The 20,758-nt window shown below is 60.4% G+C and carries 22 protein-coding genes; 8 read left to right on the forward strand and 14 right to left on the reverse strand.

What is annotated here, in order from left to right; translation table 11 throughout:
- Nucleotides 1–66 precede the first annotated feature (66 nt).
- The 8 genes from IVA82_RS44510 to IVA82_RS44545 form a co-directional block, all read right to left on the reverse strand.
- A complete protein-coding gene (locus IVA82_RS44510) occupies nucleotides 67–984 on the reverse strand; it encodes a glycosyltransferase family 2 protein (protein ID WP_247380155.1) in 918 nt (305 codons plus the stop codon).
- Nucleotides 985–999: 15 nt separating this feature from the next.
- A complete protein-coding gene (locus IVA82_RS44515; RefSeq protein WP_247380157.1) occupies nucleotides 1,000–1,419 on the reverse strand; it encodes a hypothetical protein in 420 nt (139 codons plus the stop codon).
- The gene (locus IVA82_RS44520) at nucleotides 1,410–2,156 is read right to left on the reverse strand and encodes a hypothetical protein (RefSeq protein WP_247380159.1); all 747 of its coding nucleotides are present in this window, start codon (nucleotides 2,154–2,156) and stop codon (nucleotides 1,410–1,412) included. Before IVA82_RS44520 ends, IVA82_RS44515 begins: the two co-directional genes overlap by 10 nt.
- 10 nt (nucleotides 2,157–2,166) lie before the next feature.
- The gene (locus tag IVA82_RS44525; RefSeq protein ID WP_247380161.1) at nucleotides 2,167–4,422 is read right to left on the reverse strand and encodes a polysaccharide biosynthesis tyrosine autokinase; all 2,256 of its coding nucleotides are present in this window, start codon (nucleotides 4,420–4,422) and stop codon (nucleotides 2,167–2,169) included.
- A 281-nt stretch (nucleotides 4,423–4,703) separates the two neighbouring features.
- On the reverse strand, nucleotides 4,704–5,324 hold the full coding sequence (locus IVA82_RS44530; protein WP_247380163.1) for a hypothetical protein: 621 nt from the start codon (nucleotides 5,322–5,324) through the stop codon (nucleotides 4,704–4,706).
- A gap of 145 nt (nucleotides 5,325–5,469) precedes the next feature.
- On the reverse strand, nucleotides 5,470–6,963 hold the full coding sequence (locus IVA82_RS44535) for an O-antigen ligase family protein (RefSeq protein ID WP_247380165.1): 1,494 nt from the start codon (nucleotides 6,961–6,963) through the stop codon (nucleotides 5,470–5,472).
- Between the two features lie 28 nt (nucleotides 6,964–6,991).
- A complete protein-coding gene (locus tag IVA82_RS44540; protein ID WP_247380167.1) occupies nucleotides 6,992–7,573 on the reverse strand; it encodes a hypothetical protein in 582 nt (193 codons plus the stop codon).
- A 153-nt stretch (nucleotides 7,574–7,726) separates the two neighbouring features.
- Nucleotides 7,727–8,929, reverse strand: coding sequence for a polysaccharide biosynthesis/export family protein (locus IVA82_RS44545; protein ID WP_247380169.1), 1,203 nt, complete (start codon nucleotides 8,927–8,929; stop codon nucleotides 7,727–7,729).
- A gap of 277 nt (nucleotides 8,930–9,206) precedes the next feature.
- Between IVA82_RS44545 and IVA82_RS44550 the strand changes: the two genes are divergently transcribed.
- The 3 genes from IVA82_RS44550 (at nucleotide 9,207) to IVA82_RS44560 (ending at nucleotide 11,519) form a co-directional block, all read left to right on the forward strand.
- Nucleotides 9,207–9,731 (forward strand): hypothetical protein, encoded by a 525-nt coding sequence (locus tag IVA82_RS44550; protein ID WP_247380170.1) that lies wholly within the window; start codon nucleotides 9,207–9,209, stop codon nucleotides 9,729–9,731.
- 74 nt (nucleotides 9,732–9,805) lie between these two features.
- On the forward strand, nucleotides 9,806–10,081 hold the full coding sequence (locus IVA82_RS44555) for a hypothetical protein (RefSeq protein WP_247380173.1): 276 nt from the start codon (nucleotides 9,806–9,808) through the stop codon (nucleotides 10,079–10,081).
- Nucleotides 10,082–10,250: 169 nt separating this feature from the next.
- A complete protein-coding gene (locus IVA82_RS44560; RefSeq protein ID WP_247380177.1) occupies nucleotides 10,251–11,519 on the forward strand; it encodes a hypothetical protein in 1,269 nt (422 codons plus the stop codon).
- Between the two features lie 8 nt (nucleotides 11,520–11,527).
- Here IVA82_RS44560 and IVA82_RS44565 read toward each other — a convergent pair whose 3' ends face one another.
- Nucleotides 11,528–12,073: a transglutaminase-like cysteine peptidase gene (locus IVA82_RS44565; RefSeq protein ID WP_247380196.1), complete on the reverse strand. Its 546-nt coding sequence runs from the start codon at nucleotides 12,071–12,073 to the stop codon at nucleotides 11,528–11,530.
- 542 nt (nucleotides 12,074–12,615) lie between these two features.
- Nucleotides 12,616–13,242: a transglutaminase-like cysteine peptidase gene (locus IVA82_RS44570; protein ID WP_247380199.1), complete on the reverse strand. Its 627-nt coding sequence runs from the start codon at nucleotides 13,240–13,242 to the stop codon at nucleotides 12,616–12,618.
- 191 nt (nucleotides 13,243–13,433) lie between these two features.
- Here IVA82_RS44570 and IVA82_RS44575 point away from each other — a divergent pair, with 191 nt between their 5' ends.
- Both IVA82_RS44575 and IVA82_RS44580 read left to right on the forward strand, forming a co-directional pair.
- Nucleotides 13,434–14,171 carry a metallophosphoesterase family protein gene (locus IVA82_RS44575; RefSeq protein WP_247380202.1) on the forward strand — a complete coding sequence of 246 codons (738 nt, stop codon included), beginning with the start codon at nucleotides 13,434–13,436 and terminating at the stop codon, nucleotides 14,169–14,171.
- Between the two features lie 70 nt (nucleotides 14,172–14,241).
- Nucleotides 14,242–14,895 (forward strand): hypothetical protein, encoded by a 654-nt coding sequence (locus IVA82_RS44580; protein ID WP_247380205.1) that lies wholly within the window; start codon nucleotides 14,242–14,244, stop codon nucleotides 14,893–14,895.
- A 43-nt stretch (nucleotides 14,896–14,938) separates the two neighbouring features.
- Here IVA82_RS44580 and IVA82_RS44585 read toward each other — a convergent pair whose 3' ends face one another.
- Nucleotides 14,939–15,385: a hypothetical protein gene (locus IVA82_RS44585; protein WP_247380208.1), complete on the reverse strand. Its 447-nt coding sequence runs from the start codon at nucleotides 15,383–15,385 to the stop codon at nucleotides 14,939–14,941.
- Between the two features lie 148 nt (nucleotides 15,386–15,533).
- Between IVA82_RS44585 and IVA82_RS44590 the strand changes: the two genes are divergently transcribed.
- Together IVA82_RS44590 and IVA82_RS44595 are read left to right on the forward strand one after the other, a co-directional pair.
- Nucleotides 15,534–15,764, forward strand: coding sequence for a hypothetical protein (locus IVA82_RS44590; protein WP_247380211.1), 231 nt, complete (start codon nucleotides 15,534–15,536; stop codon nucleotides 15,762–15,764).
- A gap of 962 nt (nucleotides 15,765–16,726) precedes the next feature.
- Nucleotides 16,727–17,884, forward strand: a complete 1,158-nt coding sequence (locus tag IVA82_RS44595; protein ID WP_247380214.1) for a hypothetical protein — start codon at nucleotides 16,727–16,729, stop codon at nucleotides 17,882–17,884.
- On the opposite strand, the gene IVA82_RS44600 is transcribed toward IVA82_RS44595, so the two are convergent.
- From IVA82_RS44600 to IVA82_RS44610, 3 genes are all read right to left on the reverse strand, one after another.
- Nucleotides 17,885–18,208 carry a hypothetical protein gene (locus IVA82_RS44600; RefSeq protein WP_247493930.1) on the reverse strand — a complete coding sequence of 108 codons (324 nt, stop codon included), beginning with the start codon at nucleotides 18,206–18,208 and terminating at the stop codon, nucleotides 17,885–17,887.
- Between the two features lie 746 nt (nucleotides 18,209–18,954).
- Entirely contained in the window at nucleotides 18,955–19,371 is a 417-nt protein-coding gene (locus IVA82_RS44605) for a hypothetical protein (protein WP_247380220.1), read from the reverse strand.
- Nucleotides 19,372–19,409: 38 nt separating this feature from the next.
- A complete protein-coding gene (locus IVA82_RS44610) occupies nucleotides 19,410–19,697 on the reverse strand; it encodes a hypothetical protein (protein ID WP_247380223.1) in 288 nt (95 codons plus the stop codon).
- 731 nt (nucleotides 19,698–20,428) lie between these two features.
- Here IVA82_RS44610 and IVA82_RS44615 point away from each other — a divergent pair.
- On the forward strand, nucleotides 20,429–20,758 hold a 330-nt coding region (locus tag IVA82_RS44615; RefSeq protein ID WP_247380247.1), incomplete at its 3' end, for a transposase.

Consider the following 20,758-nt stretch of genomic DNA (forward strand, 5'->3'; position numbering starts at 1 on the left):
TTTTTAGATGGCTGTCCTCACGGACGAGGCTCAGACGGGAGCCGCGCCCTTCCAACCAGACCAGCATTACCGCGGAAGCAACCCTTTGAGAATACTGCGAACAAGACGCAATTTGACAGAAGTTGCTATGTTTGAACGAGCAACACGGGTCAGCGCCCATGCCGCCATACCAAAATCGATGCTGCCTCGATTGTAGAAATGGAATCGCACCAAGAAGCACAGGCGCGCGTCGGCTGACATTTGCCTGCGCCACTTCAACAGAAAGCGCCTCGAACTCTTTGGGCGCCGTTGCTTGCTTACGCGAGAACGAATTCCTCTAACATCGTGATACTTGGTCGTGAACTGGCTGAGTTGATCAATCGCGAGTCCTCGTCTGAATGCGCTCATGATGAAATCAAAATCTTGATGCTTGAGTAGTGTTTCATCAAAGCGAAGGCAGGACCAATTCCGGAAAACAAAGCTGCTAGTTTGTGCGATCCCGCCATGCACAAAAATGAACTCTAGGGGCGATGAGCCGGACTTGTACTTGGGACCGTTTGAGAAGTGCTCTGGCGATGCAAACACCAGATCCAGCCGACGTTCGGAAAGAGTAGATATCGAAGTGGAAAGGTGATTTGGCGTCCACTCGTCGTCTGCGTCCAATAGGGCTACGAATTCTGTTTTCGATGCATCAATTCCTCGATTCCGGCAGAATCCTCCTCCTGAGTTATCTCGATTTCCGATCAATTTCAGTTCGATATGTGGAGGCGCTTCACAAGCAAGCTGCTGGACTAGCTCAACGGTTTTGTCGGTGGATGCGTCATCAATCACAAGGACGCTGGATAATTTGCTATACTCTTGACTAAAGACGGACCTTAGAGCTCTTGCGATTGTAGCTTGAGAGTTGTGAGTTGGGATAACGGCTGTGACTCCGCCTTGAACCAACCCAAGTTTCGGATCTTGAATGGATTGGGATTGCTCATCGGTGATTGCGGGTGAGTACAAGCGCAAATCCCTCTGTTAGCGCTGGAAAATCGTGTATTTGAACATCTTTATCCCGGTCATCGTTCCAAGCACGGTGTCGATACGCTTATAGCCAGTTAGATCGAAGGAATTGCAGTTGTCTGAATTGAAATAGCAAACTTTCATCTTTATCAATCGAGGACAATTGTTCTTGACACTCACAACATGGTCAACGACGTCGCGATTAGTCGCGTGCGGTCTTGCCGCTGCCTCGACATCTAAACATGGGCGGTTCAATGCATCTCGAATGATATTTGAGCCGCCGGATTCGGCGGGCCCCTGCATCGTGAGTCTGGCCGCATTTGCACCTACCGCCGTTTGCGAGTGGGCGGGAGTCTCGGCGGCGCCCAAAACGGCAAGAGCGACTAGACCGCTCACGACGTGCCAATCTCGGAGAACTGACAGGCTCATCGCCAAGGCCTCTCCTCCGTTTCAGTTCCAGGCACGACAACCTTGACGCTATCCCGCGACAACTGCCGAGCTAAGCTCAGACGATCCGTGATATCCACTTGCTGCAGACTACTCAGCAATCGGTCACGATAAGGCCATCCTACGCCAGCCAAGTTCATAGCTGCGTCGTCGATGAAGCCTGAATCCACCATCTTCGCAAATTCTGCAATTACGGACTCTTGTGTGTTTTCGCTCAGCAATGGGAAAACAGCTAATGCGAGCCGGTTCCGGCGAAGCGAGATCCAGCCCTCATTGGGGCCCTCGTAGTAGGACTGATCGAGATTAGCTATGTTCGGGAGATCGAAGCCTTTGCGGACTGTCTGCACCGAATACAGCATTAGCCAGAGAAAGGAATCGCTTGGGGTCATGGCAAGCCCGATCCTGATCTTGTTCTCTGCACTTTCGACTTCACGATCCGCTTCCTCCGAGCTCTTCCGCTGCAGGACCTCTTCGGCTGTGCGCAGAGTGATTAGGGCATCGGCTCGCGAAAACTCTGGCTGGACGACGCACGGCCGCGGAGCGATTTTCATGCGGGCCAGCATCTCGCTCAGAGCACTACGTTTGAAACGCTCATCCGCAATGATGCGTGTCGCCACCTCGCGAGCCGGTGCCGTCAGCGAGAATGAAGGTAGCGCGAATGATGACCAGAAGACCCCAAGGAGGCCCCACAGCAGCAGCAGCCCGCGAGGCAACGTGCGCCACATTGACGGAGAGCTATTCCACATACCCGTAACGGGCGTAATACTTCTGATAGTAATACCGGCCGTGATAGGACTCATACCGCGCCAACATCTTGGTGTCGGCCTTGTTCAAAACCACGCCGAGCAGCTTGTCCTGGATCTCAGGCGAGCCGCGCAGATTGTGTTTGACCACGTCCATCTTGGTCTTGCCCCATTCGACGACGAACACATAGGAATCGACGAAGGTGGAGGTGACGCGCACGTCAACGACGGGCGCCATGGGAGGCATGTCGAGTACCACGTAGTCGAATTTCGACCGAAGCTGCGTGATCAGCGCGTGCATCGCCTTCGAGGCGAGGATTTCATTCGTATGCAGCAGCTTCGAGGTGGTGCCGGTCGGAAGGATCGAGAGCTTGGTCTCGGGATCGATGATCAGCGCATCCTCGAGCTGGGCCTTCTGCGCGACGACGTCGACCAAGCCGACCTTGGCGTTCGGTACCAGCGCGCGCGACAGTGAGGGGTTGCGCAGATCGCTATCGACCAGAATTACCCTCGCGCCGCTGTGCGCGATCAATTGGGCGAGATTAGTCGACAGGGTGCTCTTGCCTTCGTTCGGAAGAGTCGAGGTCACGGCTAGGACGCGATTCTCGCGAACGATCGAATTGAGATCGACCGCCACCTTCAGCGAGCGGACAGCCTCTGCAAAGCGAGATAGCGGGTTGTCAATCACGTAGCGCAGGAGATCCGGCTGCGGACTGTCTTTTTTCCTAGCGAGCCTCTGGCCGATGGCCGGAGGCGCGCCGGCCCCACCCAACGATGGTAGGATAGCAATACAGTTCGTGCCCAGCATCTCCTCCACCTGTCCAGTGGTCCTGAACACCTTATCGGTAAATTCGCGCGCCATCGCGGCGCCAAAACTAAGGAATAAGCCACCAAAGAGTGCGGCCGCAAGAATGATCAGCGACTTGGGAGCGCTCTTCACGAGCGGCGTCGTCGCCGCGCTGATCACCCGCGCCTCGGTGATCGGGAACGATTGCTGCTGCACGCTTTCCATGTAGCGCTGGAGGAAATTATCGTACATCGCCTGGTAGGACTGCGCGCTGCTCTCGAGCTCGCGCAGCTGAATCTGCGCCTGGTTGGTGAGCTGCGATTCCGAGACGACATTGGCAAGGCTTCCCTTGATGCTTTCTTCGCGGGTCACTGCGATGTCGTAGTCGCTCTTGTAGGATTCCTGGATGCGCTTGAGCTCATCCTGGATGTTCTTCTTGATCTCCGCCATCTGCCTACGCAGGTTGACCGCCGCGAGGTGATCCGAGCCGTACTTCATCGACCAGATCGATTCCTTCGAAGCCATGTCGACATATTGCCCACGCAGCTTGACGATGGTGTCGTTCTTCAGCGCGTCGGTGACGTTGGCGTCCGGTATCTCCTGCTTGAGCATATCGTTCATGCGGTCGAGCCGAGCCCTGGCCTCGGCGGTGGCCGCATGCGCCATGATGAGCTGGCTGTTGACTTCGGCGAGCTGCTGCTCGTTCATTAGGCGCCCGCCAGCATCAACGATGTTGTTGGCCTGCTTGAAATCGACCACCGCCTTCTGCGCGGCGGAGGCCTGGGTGCGCAGCTCCCTGATGCGGTCCTGCAGCCAGACGCTGGCGCGACGGGTGGCCTGGTATTTCGCCTCGAGCTGATCGACAATATAGGCGTCAGCGATCGCATTGGCAATTTTCGCGGCCTTTTGGGGATCGCGCGAGGTGAAGCCTATCTCCATGACGTAGGTAAGGCCAACTCGCTTGATCGTGCGGTTCTTCTCGAAGCGCTCCAGCGCCTTCCGCGTCAGTTCGAATTCCGAAGGCGCATCGCCGCTGGAAAACATGCCGGTAATCGAACCGATGACCGTACCAAGCAGGCCACCACCCCCGCCGGTGAATTCGGGATCGTCGACCAGATGCAGATCACGGATCACGGCGAGGCTGATGTTCTCGGATTTCAGGATCTCGACCTGAGTCTCCACTGTCGCGGAGTCGACTGCGACATCGCCGAGCACCGATTGCTGCTGGAAGAGCTGCACTTTGCGGGTGTCGATCACCATGGAGGCGGTGGAGGTGAACAGAGGCGCCGCGGTGAAGAGATAGAGCACCGCCAGGATCAAGCAAGCCGACACAATGGTTAGTATTGTGGGAAACTGCCGGCGGACGGTCTCGATGTAGGAGCTGAGCGTCTGGGTCGGCGAGCTTTCGGCCTCGGCATAGCCGCGGTTGATCTCCGAGGTCGGCTTATTCACTTGCAGCATCGGGCAATTCCCAAAAGCAATCCGTTAAACACTGAAGGATTGAAAGTCCGGCAACGCAGGCTCAGCGTTCGCGAAGCGCTCGCACAAGAATGAGGCCGCACGCCAGAATAGCACGGCCTTATTGCAACCAGAACTGAATTGATGCAGCGCAATGCGCCGAGCCCCTGCCAATTCACATGAAGCTTAACGGCCGAAATGCAAAACGGCGCGATGACGCGCGCCGCTTTGACTGGATCGCGAATGAGGCAGCCAGGAGGCTCATGGCCTCCGGGCAATTACGGTCAGCGCGTGCTGATGCGGTTGGCGGCGTTGGTGGTGCCGGTCACGCCGGCCGAGGCGTTGGAGCTGTGCTCCGTCGCGTAGTGCAGGCCGCCGAAGGTCGGCGCGCCGTTGGCGCTGCCCCCGGTGTTGCCGGGATTGCCGATCGGGCCGCCCGATCCGGAGCCGCCGCCGCCTGCGCCACCGCCAGCCGCCGCGATCGCGACGTCGCCGGTTGCGGCCTGGTAAGCTGCGATCACGTCGGGGTTGCCGCTGCCGGCGATCGCGGTCTGGATCTCATTGGCGAAAGCCTGGTCGGTCTGCGCGGCCATGCGGGCAACCTGAGCGAGGCCAGCCGTAATCGCGCGGATCTGGTCCTTGGTCGTCGCGGGGTCCTTGAGGAGCGCGATCAGGGCCGGAAGCGTGGTGGGATCAGACGCGCCGAGGTCGCGCACGCGCGAGATCAGCTGCGCACCGGCCGGAAATTGCTGCAACAGGGTGCCCGGCGTCGCCTTGAACTCCGAAATGACCTGCGGCGGCAGCTGGCGCTGCGGCGGATAAACGGCTGCGCTGGCAGCGCTCGAAATGGTCGCGGCGAGGGCCGCGGCCGCGGCCAGACGAAGCGTAAACTTAACAAACCCCATAAATTCCTCCTGAAATCAGCTACCCGTAGCTTCGGGCAAGTGATGCGTGCAGCGCAAAACTAGCGGAACAACCCCCGGCTGTCCACTCATACTGAAAACTTCGTTAAGGCAGCAACTGCTTCAAAAATAGACAGTTCTGTGAAGCTCAGACGTGCGTGGGGACGGCTTTTTCGGCCGCAATGGTCCGCCTGGCTTGCCGGCCTTTCACAGCGCCTTCCACAGCGCCTTCCACAGCGCCTTGCACAACGTCCGGGCGAGCCTTGCGGATGCGGAACGATTGCGCCAGGCCGGCGCCGAAAAGCGCAAAGAACGGAATGGAATAGCCGGGGATCTGCAGCGTGAAATCCAGGCACGAATGCAGCAGCGACAGGCTCGCCGTCGCCGCCGCCGCCAGCGGGATGATGGCATCGCGGCGCCGGGCGAACACGCCGCATCCCAGGATCACGAACAGGACCGCCCATGCGGCCGCCACCAAAAGCGCCATCGGGATGCCGACGTCGGAGGCGAGCTCCAGCGGGGTCGAGTGCGCAATATCCCAGATGCCGCGAATCGAAATGTTGGGGCTGCGGTAGGGCGGGAAGGCCCATTGGAAGGTGCCCATGCCGGTCCCGAACCAGGGATTGTCGGCGATGATTCGCAGCGTGGACTTCCACGCCTCGATGCGGCCCTCGTCGACCAGGCCCTGGCTGTCGAACCGGCTGGAGACGCGGCCGCCGAGCAGCTGCATCAGGCCAAGCGCCACCACCACGCCGGAGCCGAGCGAGATCCAGATTCCGGTCCGCGGCGGCAGGTCCTTGCGCAGGAATATGGTGAAGGCGACGATCATCGCGAGCAGCGACAGGCTGACGCCGGCGCGCGAGCCGGTCATGAACATCGCCATCAGGCAGATCAGCAGCGCGGCCAGGTGCGGCAGGATCTGGCGCGGCGGGATCTCGGCGACATCGTGCGAAACGCGCTTCCAGATCAGGTGCCGCTCGGGAAGACGGCGGCGGACGTCCTCGAGGATCAGCAGCATCCAGATCACCGCGCAGGAGCCGAAATAGGCCGCCGCCGTGTTGCGGTTGATGAAGGTGCCGGTGACGCTGCCGAGATAGGCGGTCTTGTCCCGCCACAGGATCATGGTCGGCTCGATCAGGAACGACAGCACGCCGTAGAGCGCGTAGAGGCTGCCGGAAACGGCGATAACCCAGAGCATTTGCCGGGCGCGCTCGCGGTTCGCGCCGACGGTGATTCCGAGCAGGAGCGCCAGAATGTTCGCAAGCGGCGCGCCCAAGGCGAAGAACGCCTCGTTCTTGACGATGGACGCCGACGGCGCAATCGGCACGCCCAACAGATCCGACGCCTGCTTCCAGATCGGATTGAACGGCGCGATCCAGGGATGATCGGAAAGCTGCTCATGCAGCACGAAGGCGTAGCTCGCGACGATCACCCCGATGCCCGCGATCATCCAGAGATGGGGCCGGCGCAAGTCGCGCGTGGGCGCCACCATCAAGGCGAGCCCCAGGCACAGGCACCAGAACGCGATCGAGAGGTCGTTGGTCGAGCCGAATGGAAACGGCGCACTGGCCACGACGAAGAACAGGATGAAGGTCGCGGGCCAGCTCCAAGACCAACTCATATGGGGAAGCAGAAGGCGCATCGTCGGTTAGCCGGCCTTGGCTCTCGCTCTAGAGGAAGCAATCGATCGGATAGATCTTCAGGTCCACGTTGAGGCGGCTGACCCGGGTCTGCGCCCGGAAGCCGTAGAATAGCCCAAGATCATCACTCTCCGAATCGAGTTTTATTCCAGGGGTTAATTCATCCGGCGGGACCAGAAGGCCGATGTGGCGGTTGATGCCGGAGAACTCAATCCGCCCCTCCCCTTCGCCAAAATGTCCCGCGAGCTGGGTCACCGTCACTTTCGGAAGCCCGCGACGCTGATGGCAGACCTCTTCCTCCCATAGCTTGCTCTGCCGGACGAGAGGTTTGGCCGCGCCGTCGGGAACGACAATGTCCGAGAACGAGGGGTGCAGCATTCCGAAGAACCGGCTCTCCTTCGCGTTCGCCGACAGGCGGACGGTGAAGAAGAGCTCGCCCTTCGCCCCGCGCAGGTGCCGAAAAATTGGTGCATCGGGCTCAGCTGAGACCACCACGTCGATCCGATGGCGAACGCCGAGTTGCCGAGCCTCGCCGGCAGCCTTGCCGAGCAAAGCAGGCCCTGCAACGACCAGAGCCAGAAAACACCAGAATGCTTGCCGTCCAAAGCGCATGAAGCCCTTGCGACCCTGCGGGGTGACCGATCACCGGTGAGCCTTGCTCCGTGGTGCCTTGATCCAAACTCGAACAGCCGTGATTGCTAAACGAAAATGGCACCGGGACAAAGCCCGGTGCCATCGTTTTCGTGGATCAGGTTGGCTCCGGCCTTACGGCGCCAACTTGATGTTGTTGCGGAAGATCAGCGCGTCGTTCGACAGGTTCACCGCGTCGCTGCCGGTCGCCATGATCACCCGGAGGAAGGTCAGGAACTTCGTGACCTCGACGTTGCGCGAGTTCGAGACGTAGATGATGTCCTGGTTCTTCATCATGACCTTGGTGGCGAGGAAGAAGCCACCCGGATCGCGGAAGTTCACGTTGAAGATGACCGGGATCGTCTCGGTTGTGTACTTGCTGACGTCGATGCCAAGCTGGGCTGCGACCTCACGCGGCTCGCGGCGATACAGATACACCGATGCCGGATCCGCCTGACCGTCCAGAAGGCCACCCGCCTTGCCGACCGCTTCGCCAAGGTTGATGCGCCAGGCATCGAAGTTGAACTCGCCGCTCTGGCCGCTGGCACCGAATGCCAGGAACTTCTGCTGCTCGCGGTAGACGTAGATGCTGTCGTCCGGACGAACATAGATGTTGTTCTCCGGGCTCATGACCAGATTCTCGAACGGCACGGTTGCCCGCCGACCGGCACGCTCCAGCATGACCCAGGTCTCAAAGCCTTGACCCTTGATGCCGCCGGCGCGGGTGATCGCGTCGAGCACCTTATCCTTCGCACCCGCTGCGCTCGCCGGATAGCGCGCCGGCGTATTGACCTCACCGAGCACGCTGATCAGCTGCGTCCGCTGCGAGGCCATCGCAACAACTGCCTGCGGCTCGATGGCACGGTTGCCAATCTTCTCGATGATCGAGCGCTGGATTTGCAGCGCGGTCAGGCCTGCCGCCTTGACCTGACCGGCATACGGCACGGTGATGAAGCCGTCATTGTCCACGGACTGGTCCGGGATCGTCACGAAGTTGCCCGGACGGACGCCGGCTTCGGCCGGGATGAACAGACCACCCGCGGCAGCTTCGAAGATGGTCACGCTGACGACGTCGCCGATCCCGAACACGATGCTGGCCGGCGGCCGTTTGTCCGTGAACGCCCCCGCGAGACCCTTCGGTTCATGGGTGTGTAGAATGTTGACCGTCGCCGGATTGATCGGCACGAGCTCGTAGGCCGGCGCGCTTGCGGTCTGAATGTGGTTGTTGACGTCATCCGTTAACGGGCCGGAGCCGGGATTGGTCGAGCAAGCCCCCAGCGCCAACGCGACGGCCAGAAAAGCCGGCTTGAATACATAAGTCTTGGCAAAGGAATGCATGAATGGCCCCCGATCGTCCCGAATTACCTCAAACTCGTACGGTCTAGCGGGTGGCTCGACAAGGGTTCCACGCCGAAACCGGTGGTTAACGGCGCAATGAGTCCGCCGGTGTTGCGCCCGCGCCACTACTTCGGAACCCCCGCTAACCCTTTGTGACTGTTTGTTGTAATTCTTGTGCCCGATCGGCGGGCAAACGCTCAACCGATGGGCGAGGCGTTCTCCCCCGCGTGGCTCTGCTAATGCTCCGCCTGTCTCATGAGGAGTTCCGGCGTTGCTCTTGTCGCTTCTTTCCCTTGCTCTGACAGGTTGGTTGGTCGCCGGACCGGGATACGAAACCCCGCGCCTGGGGCGTCCCTTCGTTGAGATCGCAGCCTCCTCCTCTATTTGGAAGTTCAGCCGAACCCAGGGCCCCAAGGAGGGCGAGAGCTTCGCCGCCATCACCAAGACCGCCGAGACGATGCAATCCGACCCGGATTTCGCCGGCCTGATCGTCCGCTGCGCTCCCAAGGGCAAGACCGACGTTTTGGTTGCGCTCATCCGCCCCTTCCCGCCACGGAGCCGTCCGCGAGTGACGATCTCCTCCCATGGCGGGGGTACCCTGACGTTCGAGGCCAGCATGGCCGCAGCGGGTGCCGCCGTCCTTTTGCCTGACGAGGTCTTCGCCTTTGCCGCCGGCAAGTGGCAGACGACGCGCTCGCTCTCCGTGGTGATCAAGGAAAGCGACAGCGAAATCAAAGGCGTGGTGGCGTTGAACGGGCTCCGCGAGGCTTATAGCTCGTTACTGGCAAATTGCGGCCAATAGACAAAATTTAGCCATACGACTTAAGGGTCTTTTCAGGGGGCGGAACCTAAGGTCCGGAGCACGGAGTGTTTCGGATGACCGAGCTTTTGATTTTGAGTTTTCTTGGAGGTGCGGTGCTGGGCCAACGCTTTCGCGTCTTCGTGCTCCTGCCGCTAACCTTTGTCATGGTGCTCGCCGCCATCCCGGTTGGATGGATGGCCGATGTCAGCTTCCTTGAAGGCCTGAAGAACCTGGTGCTCGCGGCCGTTGCTCTCCAGGCCGGTTATCTCTTCGGTTCGGCGGCGCGCTTTGCCCTTGCCGGCTCTCGTGCCGCCCGGGTGTTTGCTCGGCCACTCAAAACGGCCCGCTGATCACACTTCAACGGTGCTCGAAGACCTTCCCGGCGAACCGTCGAACGGGCTCCACTTGTTGTGCATGCAGGAAGCGCTTCCCCGCGCTACGCCCAGACCTCTGTTTGAAAACCGATCGACGGCTAGTATGGTGACCTGACCGGTTCAGGATTCCTTATCAGGCGCCCGTTTGTCCTTCGCTTATTTTGCTCTCATCGTTTCCTTCGTTTCTGCATCCGCTCTCGAAATTGCCGGCGCCAAATTCGGCGCACAGCTCGGGATGATGGCTGCGGCCTTAAGCCTATTGGCCGCCGCCTTCAGCGCACGAAAGGCCGATTACGAGCACCATCTGCGTGCCACCGCTTGGAGCCGCTGGGTTCTGATCGCCATTCCTCTTTGTATCGCCGCCCAGCTCGCGCCGCTCTGGCTGAACTCGGCCCATCCGATCTGGGCGAGTGTACACGATGCCTTGGGCGGGCTGGCCTTTGGGCCAATCACGGCCGACCTCGGCTTGACGTTGAATGCGCTGTTCTTGGCGCTTGCCGCTCTCGCTCTTCTCGGCGTTACCATCGTGGTGGTCCGCGAGCGCGGCCGCGCCGAATTGGTTCTTTTTGTCCTGAGCGGCATAGCAACGGTCGGCGCCCTGGCCTTGGATCTGCATTGGCTCTCGCCGGGACTTATGGCTGCCGCGCCCGCCGACCTGGCGACAAGCTTTGCCGGCCTCGGGGTCATGCTGAATTTAGCTGTCATGCAGCTGGCCGCCGAGCGGGCCGAAACGCGTCACTCGGTCGTTCGGTCGGTCGCCATCGGCCTTTGCGGCCTTGTAGGCGCTCTGGCTAGCGCGGTTGCGATCTTTGGCTTGTCCGGCACGAACAGCGCGATCGCCGTAGCCTTCGGCTTCGTGCTAATTCTGCTGATCCTCGTCATTCGCCGGCTCGATCTGTCGCCGTTGGCGGCCGGCGCGCTGTCGCTAGCCGCGCTGATCGGAACGGTTATCGTCCTGAGCTTCCTCTTCGAAAAGAATGCCGGGCCGATTCTTTTGCGGCTTGTCCCCGATGTGGAGGCCGAAACCAGAGCCGCGCTTGAACGCATGTTGGCCGACACACGATGGTTCGGTGCGGGCGCAGGGACCTTTTCGGCCGTGGCCAGGATCTATCAAAGCGATTCCGGCGCGGCTTTGATGGCGCCCTCAACGGCTTTTGCCATCTTCGCGGATTTGGGATGGATCGGTCTTTCTGCCGCGCTGCTGGCGGGCATGATGGCTCTGGGACGCTTGTTCTTCGGCGCTTTGCAGCGCGGCCGCGACTCGTTCTTCCCTGCGGCGGCGGCGGCCTGCGTTGTCTTCGTGCTTGTTCAGAGCTTCGCCGGTCCGGGACTGCTGCACCCGGCAGCAATCCTTTGCCTTGCGGTGATCGTGGGACTGGGGCTGTCGCAGAGCGTCAGCCAGTCCTCACGATGAAGCGCGGGTTACCAGGCGTCGTGCTCGCCGCCCAGTGATGCCCAGTAGTTCGGATTGTTGGGCATCTGGATGCGGACCCAGCGATAGGGCTTCTTCGACCAGGGCAGGATGTGACGGGTGAGATTGTCCAACACGAGATCGCCGGAGAAGGTGCGCACCACGACGACGAGATGGTGCTCACCCGAAGGCACCACGACCTCGCTGAGCAGCACCGAGCGCGCCGGAAAGCCCTTCGCGATCAGATCGTGGCGTTTTGTTACGGCGTAGTCGTTGCAGTCGCCGCTGGCGGGATGCAGAAGCCACTTCTCGCCTGTCAAGCCCTCCAGATTGGGTTCCGGTCGGATCGCAAGATTCACCTGACGGTTGACTTGGTTGAGCTCGGTCCAGCGCTGAGGCGTCAGCCTGAGCCGGCCGCCTCTGAACACCCTCCGGTGAGGCCTGCACTCATTCTCGTATCTGAGGCAGAACATCGTGAACGCCATCGGCGGCAGGGTCGTCGCATCGAACTTGATGTATTGAATTGCGCCGCGCAGCTCCATTGGAGAGGTTATCAAGTCCGCTTCCGCGTGGTGTGGAACCCAACTCGATACGATCGAGACGCTCGCCAAGAATCTCGCAGCCTTGCGCATCTTGTGCTCCCCGTTGGTGCGGAGGGGGAATTCACAAAACACCTCTCAAAGTACGGCTCACCAGCTGAATGCGAACCGATCAAACAATAACTTTAACAATCTTTGGATGTATTTGTTCCCTGGTCTGTTGAAGGTCATTGCCGCGCACAGATCATCCTACGACCGGCCATTCGGCCAGGAATTCGTGAATGAGATTCCTGCCGTCTGTGGTCACGGTGGAAACATTCACGGCTGGAGGATATCGAGAACCTTGCCGAGGTGCAGGCGGCCGCAGTCGCGAACGGAAAGGGGCGAGAAAAAGGTAACGAGGAAAAAGCGCGCGGACGCCGTTGAGCGGAGCGAGCGCACCGATCCTGTCGGATCGGAAGACTTCGAGAGACGGGCCTGCCACGGAATCCTGCGGAGCTGGCACGGTGAGACCACCGCGGATGATGGCTGGCCGGAATTTGCCAGCGGTGATGCATCCGTTAGGCGTTGCGATCGCCGCCAAGTGAGGCCCAGTAGTTCGGATTCTTGGGCATCTGGATGCGGACCCAGCGATAGGACTTCTTCGACCAGGGCAGGATATGCCCGGTGAGATTGTCCAGCACGAGATCGCCGGAGGACGTGCGCACCACCACCACGAGGTGATGCTCACCCCAGGTCGTCACGACCTCACTGAGCAACACCGATCGTGCCGGAAAACCCTTGGCGATCAGATCGTGACGTTTGGTCACGGCGTAGTCGTTGCAGTCGCCGCTGGTCGGGTGCAGCAGCCACTTCTCCCCGCGCAGCCCTTCCAAATTGGCCTCGGATCGGATCGCACTGTTGACCCGCTGATTGACCTCCTGAAGCTGGGCCATGCGCTCGGCCGTGAGCTTCAGACGACCGCCCCTGAACACGATTTGCTGCGGTCGCGGCTTACACTCGCCCTCGTACTTCAGGCAAAAAATCGTGAATGCCATCGGCGCCAAGGTCGGCTGGTCGAACTTGATGTACTGGATCGCGCCGCGCAATGCCAACGGCGCACCAACAAAAGCGGCCTCGACCTTGTGCTGAGCCGCCCCAGCAAATAGAGCGGCAGCAATCGCCAGAAACTTTACAAATTTGCGCATGTCGCGCTCCCCATTCTTGTTGGGGAAACACTACGCGAGACGTCTTGAAATCCGGCTCAAAGAGCGAGCAACCCTTTAATCAAAACGGCCGCGACTCCGTCAGAAAGAATTAAGAATACCGGTACGTAACTTGTTCTGCTATGAGCGACCATGACGTCCATTCATGACGCCAGATGTGATTCGACCAGCTGATGGGCCTTTCCAAGCGCTTTCGTAAGAACGTTAAGCCTCGGCTCCCCGACGGCGTGAGGATCTATGCCATCGGCGATGTGCATGGACGGGCCGACTTGCTTCAGTCGCTCTTAACCGTCATCGACGCCGACCTTGCTCGCTCTGCTCCGAAGCGAGCCATCCAGGTCTTTCTTGGCGACTATGTTGACCGGGGCCCGGACTCACGCGCCGTGCTTGATATCCTGATCGAGCGCTCGAAATCGCATGAGACGGTCTGTCTCAAGGGCAACCACGAGGTCTTCCTGCTCGAGGTCCTCAAGGATCCGGCACGGTTGCAGGAATGGCGCCACTACGGAGGCCTGCTGACCCTTGTCTCCTACGGCATTAACCCGACGATGAATCCGACGCCGGAGGAGCAGATTGAGCTGATCGAGGGCTTGAGGCGCGCGCTTCCGCCGGAGCATCTTTCCTTTCTTCAGCAGCTCCGCTCGTCCTTCGCGTGTGGCGACTTCTTTTTTGTTCACGCCGGCGTCAAGCCCGGGGTAGCCCTCGAACGTCAAAAGGACGAGGATCTGCTCTGGATCCGCGAGGAATTCCTCGAGTCCGACAGACGCTTCGGCAAATATGTCGTCCACGGCCATACCCCGGTCAGCGCTCCCGATATCCGCCCAAACCGGATCAATATCGACACCGGCGCTTATGCGACCGGCAACTTGACCTTGCTCACGATCCAGGGCGATAGTCTGCTCGCACTTTAGGGCTTTTGCAGAGTTGCTGGCCAACTCCCGCGCTCCGCCTCACGAGCCTCTCTAATTCATTATGAGCCGCATGATCTTGCTTCGCATCGTTGGCGCCTGCATCGCAGTGATATTGCTGCTTTATGCCGGATTGGGACTTTATGGCGATCTCACGCGATCGAACTTTCGGGCGAGCGATTTGTTCTTGGGCGAGTTTCCGCCCGAGAAGGTCAATGTAGCCTCATCGGGCGTTCTGGCGCCGTTTTCATTCGATGGCGACTTGCTTGCGAACTACGCGGCCGCGAAAGCCGCGGACTTTCTTCACCATCCCGCAGCCGATGCGAACAGCAGGGCTACCGAGAACAAGGCGGCCCAAGATGCCGTGGTTGCGGCCCTGAAAGTATCGCCGATCCGGCCGGCGCTATGGCTCACGCTCGGCACGCTGAAGGCGCAGGCGGGCGAGCCGGTGACGCCTGCGGTGAAAATGTCTTACCTGACCGGCGCCGTGCCGATCGCCGTTGCCTTCGCGCGGATCCAGACTGTGACCTCGAGCGCGGCGGCAGCCGACGAAGAGATCAAGCTGCTGGCGCAATCGGACATTCGCTCGGCGCTTGCCAACCGCGCTCGTTACGAGCAGCTTCTGATCGCGGCCTACGTGCAGGCGACGCCGCAAGGCAAGTCGCTGCTTCTGGAGGCCAGCCAGGGGACCGATCCCAAGTTCAACCAGATTTTGCGGCGGTACTGACGTTCGGGCGATTTAGCCCTGCTGCCTGGCTTGCCGTGAACTTTCAACGCGCCGCTTTCGGGGCGATCGGCACAAAGTCCTGCTCGCGACGCGGTTGATCCGATCGCCCTTGGTAGATGAACATCCCCTTCTTGGTCGAGATGATGTCGCCTCGCTGCAAGCTTTCGTCGTTGAGCACCCGCTCGGTTGCGACGATCTCTGGATCTTCCGGGACCGGCACGTAGAGTTCGGGGTGTTCGCGCCGCTCGCGCGCGACCTCCTTGCCCCGTCGCCTTGCATCTTCGATCCGCTGCCGCCATTCCTCACGCGTCAGTTCGGGCTCGCTTGGTGGAAGGTAATCGTTAAGCGAGTGCTCTGGCTCGGTTTGAGCAAGACATGGAGGCGAACAGGCCAGACCAAGGGCCAGTTCACCAGCAATGATGACCGCTTGAGACAGCGCCGCAAACCGCCGTGCGTAAGCTAGCGAGTGGTGATGTCGAAAGGGTCGCACAAGCGATAGCTCCAACACGAGACATAAGGATGACCACTGGCTAGCGGGAAGTCCCTTATCTCTTCCTCCTCAATCTATACCTTGGCCGATTGCAAGAAAGCCAAATCGAAGGCAGGCTTCGCGCTTTAGCTCGCGAGGATTTTAGCCCGTGGTCCGCAACGTTGCTTTCCTGGCTCTGGTGATCTGGTTTGGGACTCATTCCGCAACGGCAGGCCAGATCGAATATCCGCAAGTCATCCATACGCAATACGAAGCCGTTGATCAGAAGGCCGGCGGTCACTTCGTCCTGTGGTCAGAGCGTGAAAAGATCTTCTATGGCCTCGACCAAAAGCTGTTCCCCGGGGGCCCGGTTCGTCGACATTACCCAGGTGACCCCTAGCGTCGGTTCGATCATGCTGACCTATGTCGAGGTGCGGACCGTCAGCAGTACGACCTCGGACTATTTGTACTTGGCGGGAAATGTTCGCTTCCGCGTCAGCGGAATGGCTCTCAAGTCCAGCAACTTTCCGTCCGGCGGGGGATGACGCCTAGCGCACAATAGTCGCTCTGCCGTAGGGCAGCCACGCGTTCCAACCGTCAACCGGCAACAGACCTGGTTTTGGACGGGTACGACTATCGCCTGCTCGATCCACTACCCCGCGTTCTGTTTCCGTAATAGGGGCGCGCGCGCCCTCCGCTGACCACAGGTGGCTGAATCTGGCTCGGAATATTCGGCGTCGCCGTGCTTGGCGAGGGCTGCGATGGATTGACGATGATTACGTTCCGATTGGGGGTCGACGGATCATAGACGCCCTGGGCCCCGGTGCTTGGGGCCCAGATGCTGGAGGGCACAAGAAGCGCAGCAGCGATCAAGACTAATCGTTTCATGAGATATCTCCCGAGCGAGAACGTCAGGGAGGCGATCACCGTTCCTTCACGGTTGCTTGGGACCTCACCGAGGCACGGCAATCAGCTTGCCATCTCTCCAGACCCCTTGGGCCGTCTTTCCTGCAGGCAGGCTGCCGGTAAGGTTCCGGACGGCGGTGGGCCGCGAGGCCGCCTGGGTCGTCTGCGTCTTCTTTGTGGGCGTCGTCAGGATGCTAGTGCTGGTTACATTGGCCGGCTCCTTCACACCTTGCGCGAAGACAGGCTGTACCAGGAAAGTCGAAAGCGTAAGAGCCGTTAAGAAGCCGCGCATGGTCACACACCGGAAGGAGAAGTTTGCCGGAATGTCACACAGGTTTTGGCGCAAAAGCAAGCGCCTTGGCAGAGATAACTACCGGCAGATGTCCGTTGCGGTGCGCGCTTTGCCGGCAAACTCCCTAGCGAAACGGCCCATTTCGGGGTACTTGATCAGCCTTAATGACTGACGCCGGTGACAGTGCGAATACGACCTCAAAGACGCAGGCAATAAAGGCCGAGTTCGTCCGCGTGCTGTCGGAGCGAGTCCGCGTCGTCTCTGGCGACCCCAAGCAGATGCGAGAGATGGTCTATGAGCTGGCGCGCATCAAGCTCGTGGAACAGTTCACGCATGAAGACGCGCGAGAGTCGCACCAAATTTTGCAGGTGCTGGAACAGGCGATCGGAGAGGTCGAACGGTCCTTGCAGCGCAATGCCGCTCCCGCTACGCCGGATGTCACGCCGGCCGCGGCTCCCCGACCTCCTCCCGTAATGACACAACTTCCCCTATCGGAAACCGAAGGAGAGACACCCCGCCGTCGCGCGCCGCCACGGCCGTCAGTTCGTCCCAAGAGAGCCGGCACCTTCAGCTCCATGGTTCGGCTGGCCGCGATCCTCTTGCTTGTTGCGATTGTTGGCGTGGTCATCGCCTGTTGGCCGCGGCTCAAGACGCAGATTGCCGGATTATCGCCGCGCGCACCGACCGTTGCGCAACCTCAGCCCGCTCCCACTCGAGCCCCACCCGAGCACGGGACCACTGAACGGCTCGCGGAAGCACAAAAAGAAGCACCGCCTCAACCGGCGCAACCGTCGATGCCTCTGCCGATAACGTTTGGCGTCTACGCCTTAAGTGACGGCCAACTGCAGGAGCTAAAGGCGATCCCGGGGAAAATCCCCGATCGTCGCGTTGCCATTTCGGCCGCCATCAGCACGCCCAGCGCAACCACGGTCAGCAGCGGGGACGTGAAGTTCATTGTTTTCAGGCCCGACGGCGCCCTCGAGACCAGCGGGACCGAGGTTCGGGTGGTAGCGAAGGTCTCCCGGGCGATGGGCGTCGACGCCACCGGCAAAGCCGCCGTGGTGAGCGCTGGCGACTCCTGGGTCGTCCGCAGCATGTCCTTCCCCTACAAGGTGGGCCCGGTGGAGGATCAACCCAGGATGTTGTTGCTGCAGCCCGAAACCGATGGCTTCGCGCTGTCGCCCGGCCGTTACGTAGTGGTCGTCAAAGGCATGGGTTACGACTTCACCGTGGCGGGCGCCGTGACCGATCCCAGCCAATGCGTCGAGCGCATCAATGCGGCGAACGGCGCATTTTACTCGCCCTGCCCGCCGCGAAGGTAGCTATTTGCTGGCCTTGCTGTCCTTCGGCGTATCCGCTGGCGGATCGTCGACCTTGCCGTTGTTCGCAACGCATTTGTTGAAATAATCGCGCCGTTCCTTGGCAGATCCCTTGGTGCTACCAGCGGCGGGATTGCCAATCTGTTTCGGCGGAAATGCCTTCGCAACTGCCGCGTCACATGTGCGGGCCACATCTGCCGTTATGGCCGAAGCCGTCGCGGGCACGGCCAACGCCAGGACAACGGCAAACCCGATCGTCTTTCGCATGTTTCTGACTGACACTTGGCCCGTTCCCCAATCCATTTCCGCACTCACCCGCAGAACCATATCAAAAAGCTTCCACAGTCCAAAGGCGAAAGCGGCGCGGCTCGTCGATTGCCTGGTCTGATTTGTTGCTTGGCGCCCGCCTCTCGACCTGACCGCAAATCTTGCCGCCCGAGGAACGGCTCCTGCTGCAGGCGGATTAATAGGGCTGATTGGTCTTGGGGGTAAGCCTGGAGGACGTAATGATGACATCACGCAAGCTCGCATTGTTGCTGGCAGCCGCCGTTATATCCGCTCCGACCGCTGCGATAGCGCAGGGCGGAGGGGGCGCCAGCGCTGGGTCGGGGACGGGAAGCGCATCAAGTTCGGCGGGAACAGGGACATCGTCCAATACCGGCGGAAACACAGGCACCTCTACCGCCGGCGGCAATTCGCAGATGTCGACCCCGGGCACCGGGGTAGCCGATCAACTGACCGGAACGATGGGCACAGCATCGTCCCAGGCAGGAACCGGCACGCAACAGTCCCCGAATGCTCAGCGGTCCCCGAATGCTCGGCCCGGGCAAACCACCGGGATGACAACAGAGACGCCCGCGCAGGCGCAGGCCCGGCGCAATGCAGGGGCCGGCCACGCTCCGAACGGCAACCCGATCGGCGCACCGGGGACGGGCACCGGCAACAACGACTAGTCTCGACCACTGATGTCATCGCTTGCCACAGCCTGCTCAGCAGCCGCATTCGGCGGGGAGGGCCGCTACCGGCAATTGGCGTGAGAGAAGGCGTCGAACGGCGGCGGCTCGTGCCTACGGTTAGCTGTTGAGTAGGGGCGGATTGGAATCGGGGAAACGGGTCAGCATCGCTGTTTTGACGAATTTAAGATGCGCGATTGTGCTTGCCAGTTCCTTGAGCCGGCGCTGGCCGTTGGAGATGTCGGCGGCAAACAAATCCTGGTGGTAGTTATCAAGCGGCTCCCGCTCCAGATATTCGTCTGTGCCGTTGCCGAATGTCACGGAAGCACGCGCCAAAGCGTCGTCAACACGCCGGGTCAGTCCCGCCTGCTCCCTTTCGGCTTCCTTTAGGGCGGCATCGATCGCCGCCATCACCGAGCCGATGCGAGTGCGGTCAGTCTCGGCGTCGCGCTCGGCGGACCGCGCCTTGAAGCGCTCCTCGTCCCGCCGAAGGTTCAGCAGGTTGTATGCACGCGCCCTCAGGAATAGCTGAAACATTTGGGCCATCCCCATTCGAATGAAGCCGCTAGCTTCGGTCAACTATAGTTAACAAAGCTTAAATCGACGACCTGCTCCGCGCGGCTTTGCGCCATCCAGACCTTCCATGCCTCGCTATGTTTGGCATAGAGCTCGAGCCATCGCGACTTCTTCATTTTGGCAGGCTCCCCGCCCTGGTGAGTTCGCAAGCCGCCTGATCCAGAAGCGGCCCACTCCTCCAGCCTCTCGAACTCGGCCGTCTCCTCCAACGAGAGACCAATCAAGACGCGGCGCCCAGCTCCGTCGACGAAATACCTGCGAGGCGCATTGTTGTTCTGATCAATCATTGCGACAATTCTCCTTGCGATCCAAGGACCAGAGAGAGCCGCAAGACGACGCCCGTACCTGCACAAGAGCGACCAGGCCAACCGTTACGCCAAGCATCACAACTAAATGCGCCATCCGCGCTTCTCCGCCCACGCAATTCGGGGCAAACACCGGTGCAATAGGTGATCCCGTCTAGGCCGCTACTCCAAAATCCACAAGGCAAGTCTCGACTTAACCTAACCGCGCATGGTTACTTCTGCTGAGACCACCCACCTCGACCATAATTCGGCGACTCGTCCAACCATCATCACGATGGGCGCTGCGTCTGACTCTGTCCAGCTGAAGCCGGGTTATAGGGCGCGTAGAGGCGGTATTTCACCGATCGCTTGTGGGAGCGCCAAGCCCTCACGCCATAGCCGCAACAAAAGCCTGCCACGAAGATCGAAGATAAGACCAGAACTGGCAACATCGGAATGTGTCCACATTTGCGGAACGTTCCTCCCAGGGCATTTCATCGTCTAGTTGTGGCGACTTCAAGGTCCAGTGTCGCTGAAAGTTTTGTCAGACGAAGATGAAGCTTGTGCAGCCGGCTGCATGAAGATTAGTCGCCCGCAAGAAGCAGAAGGCTGATCCGGCCGTCATGCCGCAAAGAGTGTAACCGGCACGAGGCCCCCACCTCGCGGTCGTGAGCTTGGTCTGCGATACAGCCTGGCATGAGCTGATCGTTGGGAGTGAATCGATGGCAGATGCCATGCTTGATGCCAGGCAGGAAGGCGGTTCGTATCGTCGTATCGAGTTGATCACCGGGGAGCGGCGCCGGCGGCGGTGGACGGCGGAAGAGAAGGCACGGATCGTAGCGGAGAGCTTCGAGGAAGGGGCCAATATTTCCGAGGTTGCTCGGCGCAATGGCGTTGTCCGTGGGCTACTCACGGTATGGCGACACAAGTTCACAACGGCAGCAGGCGTTCCAGGCTTTGTGCCAGTTCGAATCGCCTGCGAGGGCGGTCCTGCGACGACGGGCGAGCCGGGCCGCCTGGCGCCGGCGCATATGGTGCTGCCGCAGATGGCATCGCCCCCAGGC

The organism is Bradyrhizobium sp. 142 (genome assembly GCF_023074015.1).
GTDB lineage: Bacteria > Pseudomonadota > Alphaproteobacteria > Rhizobiales > Xanthobacteraceae > Bradyrhizobium.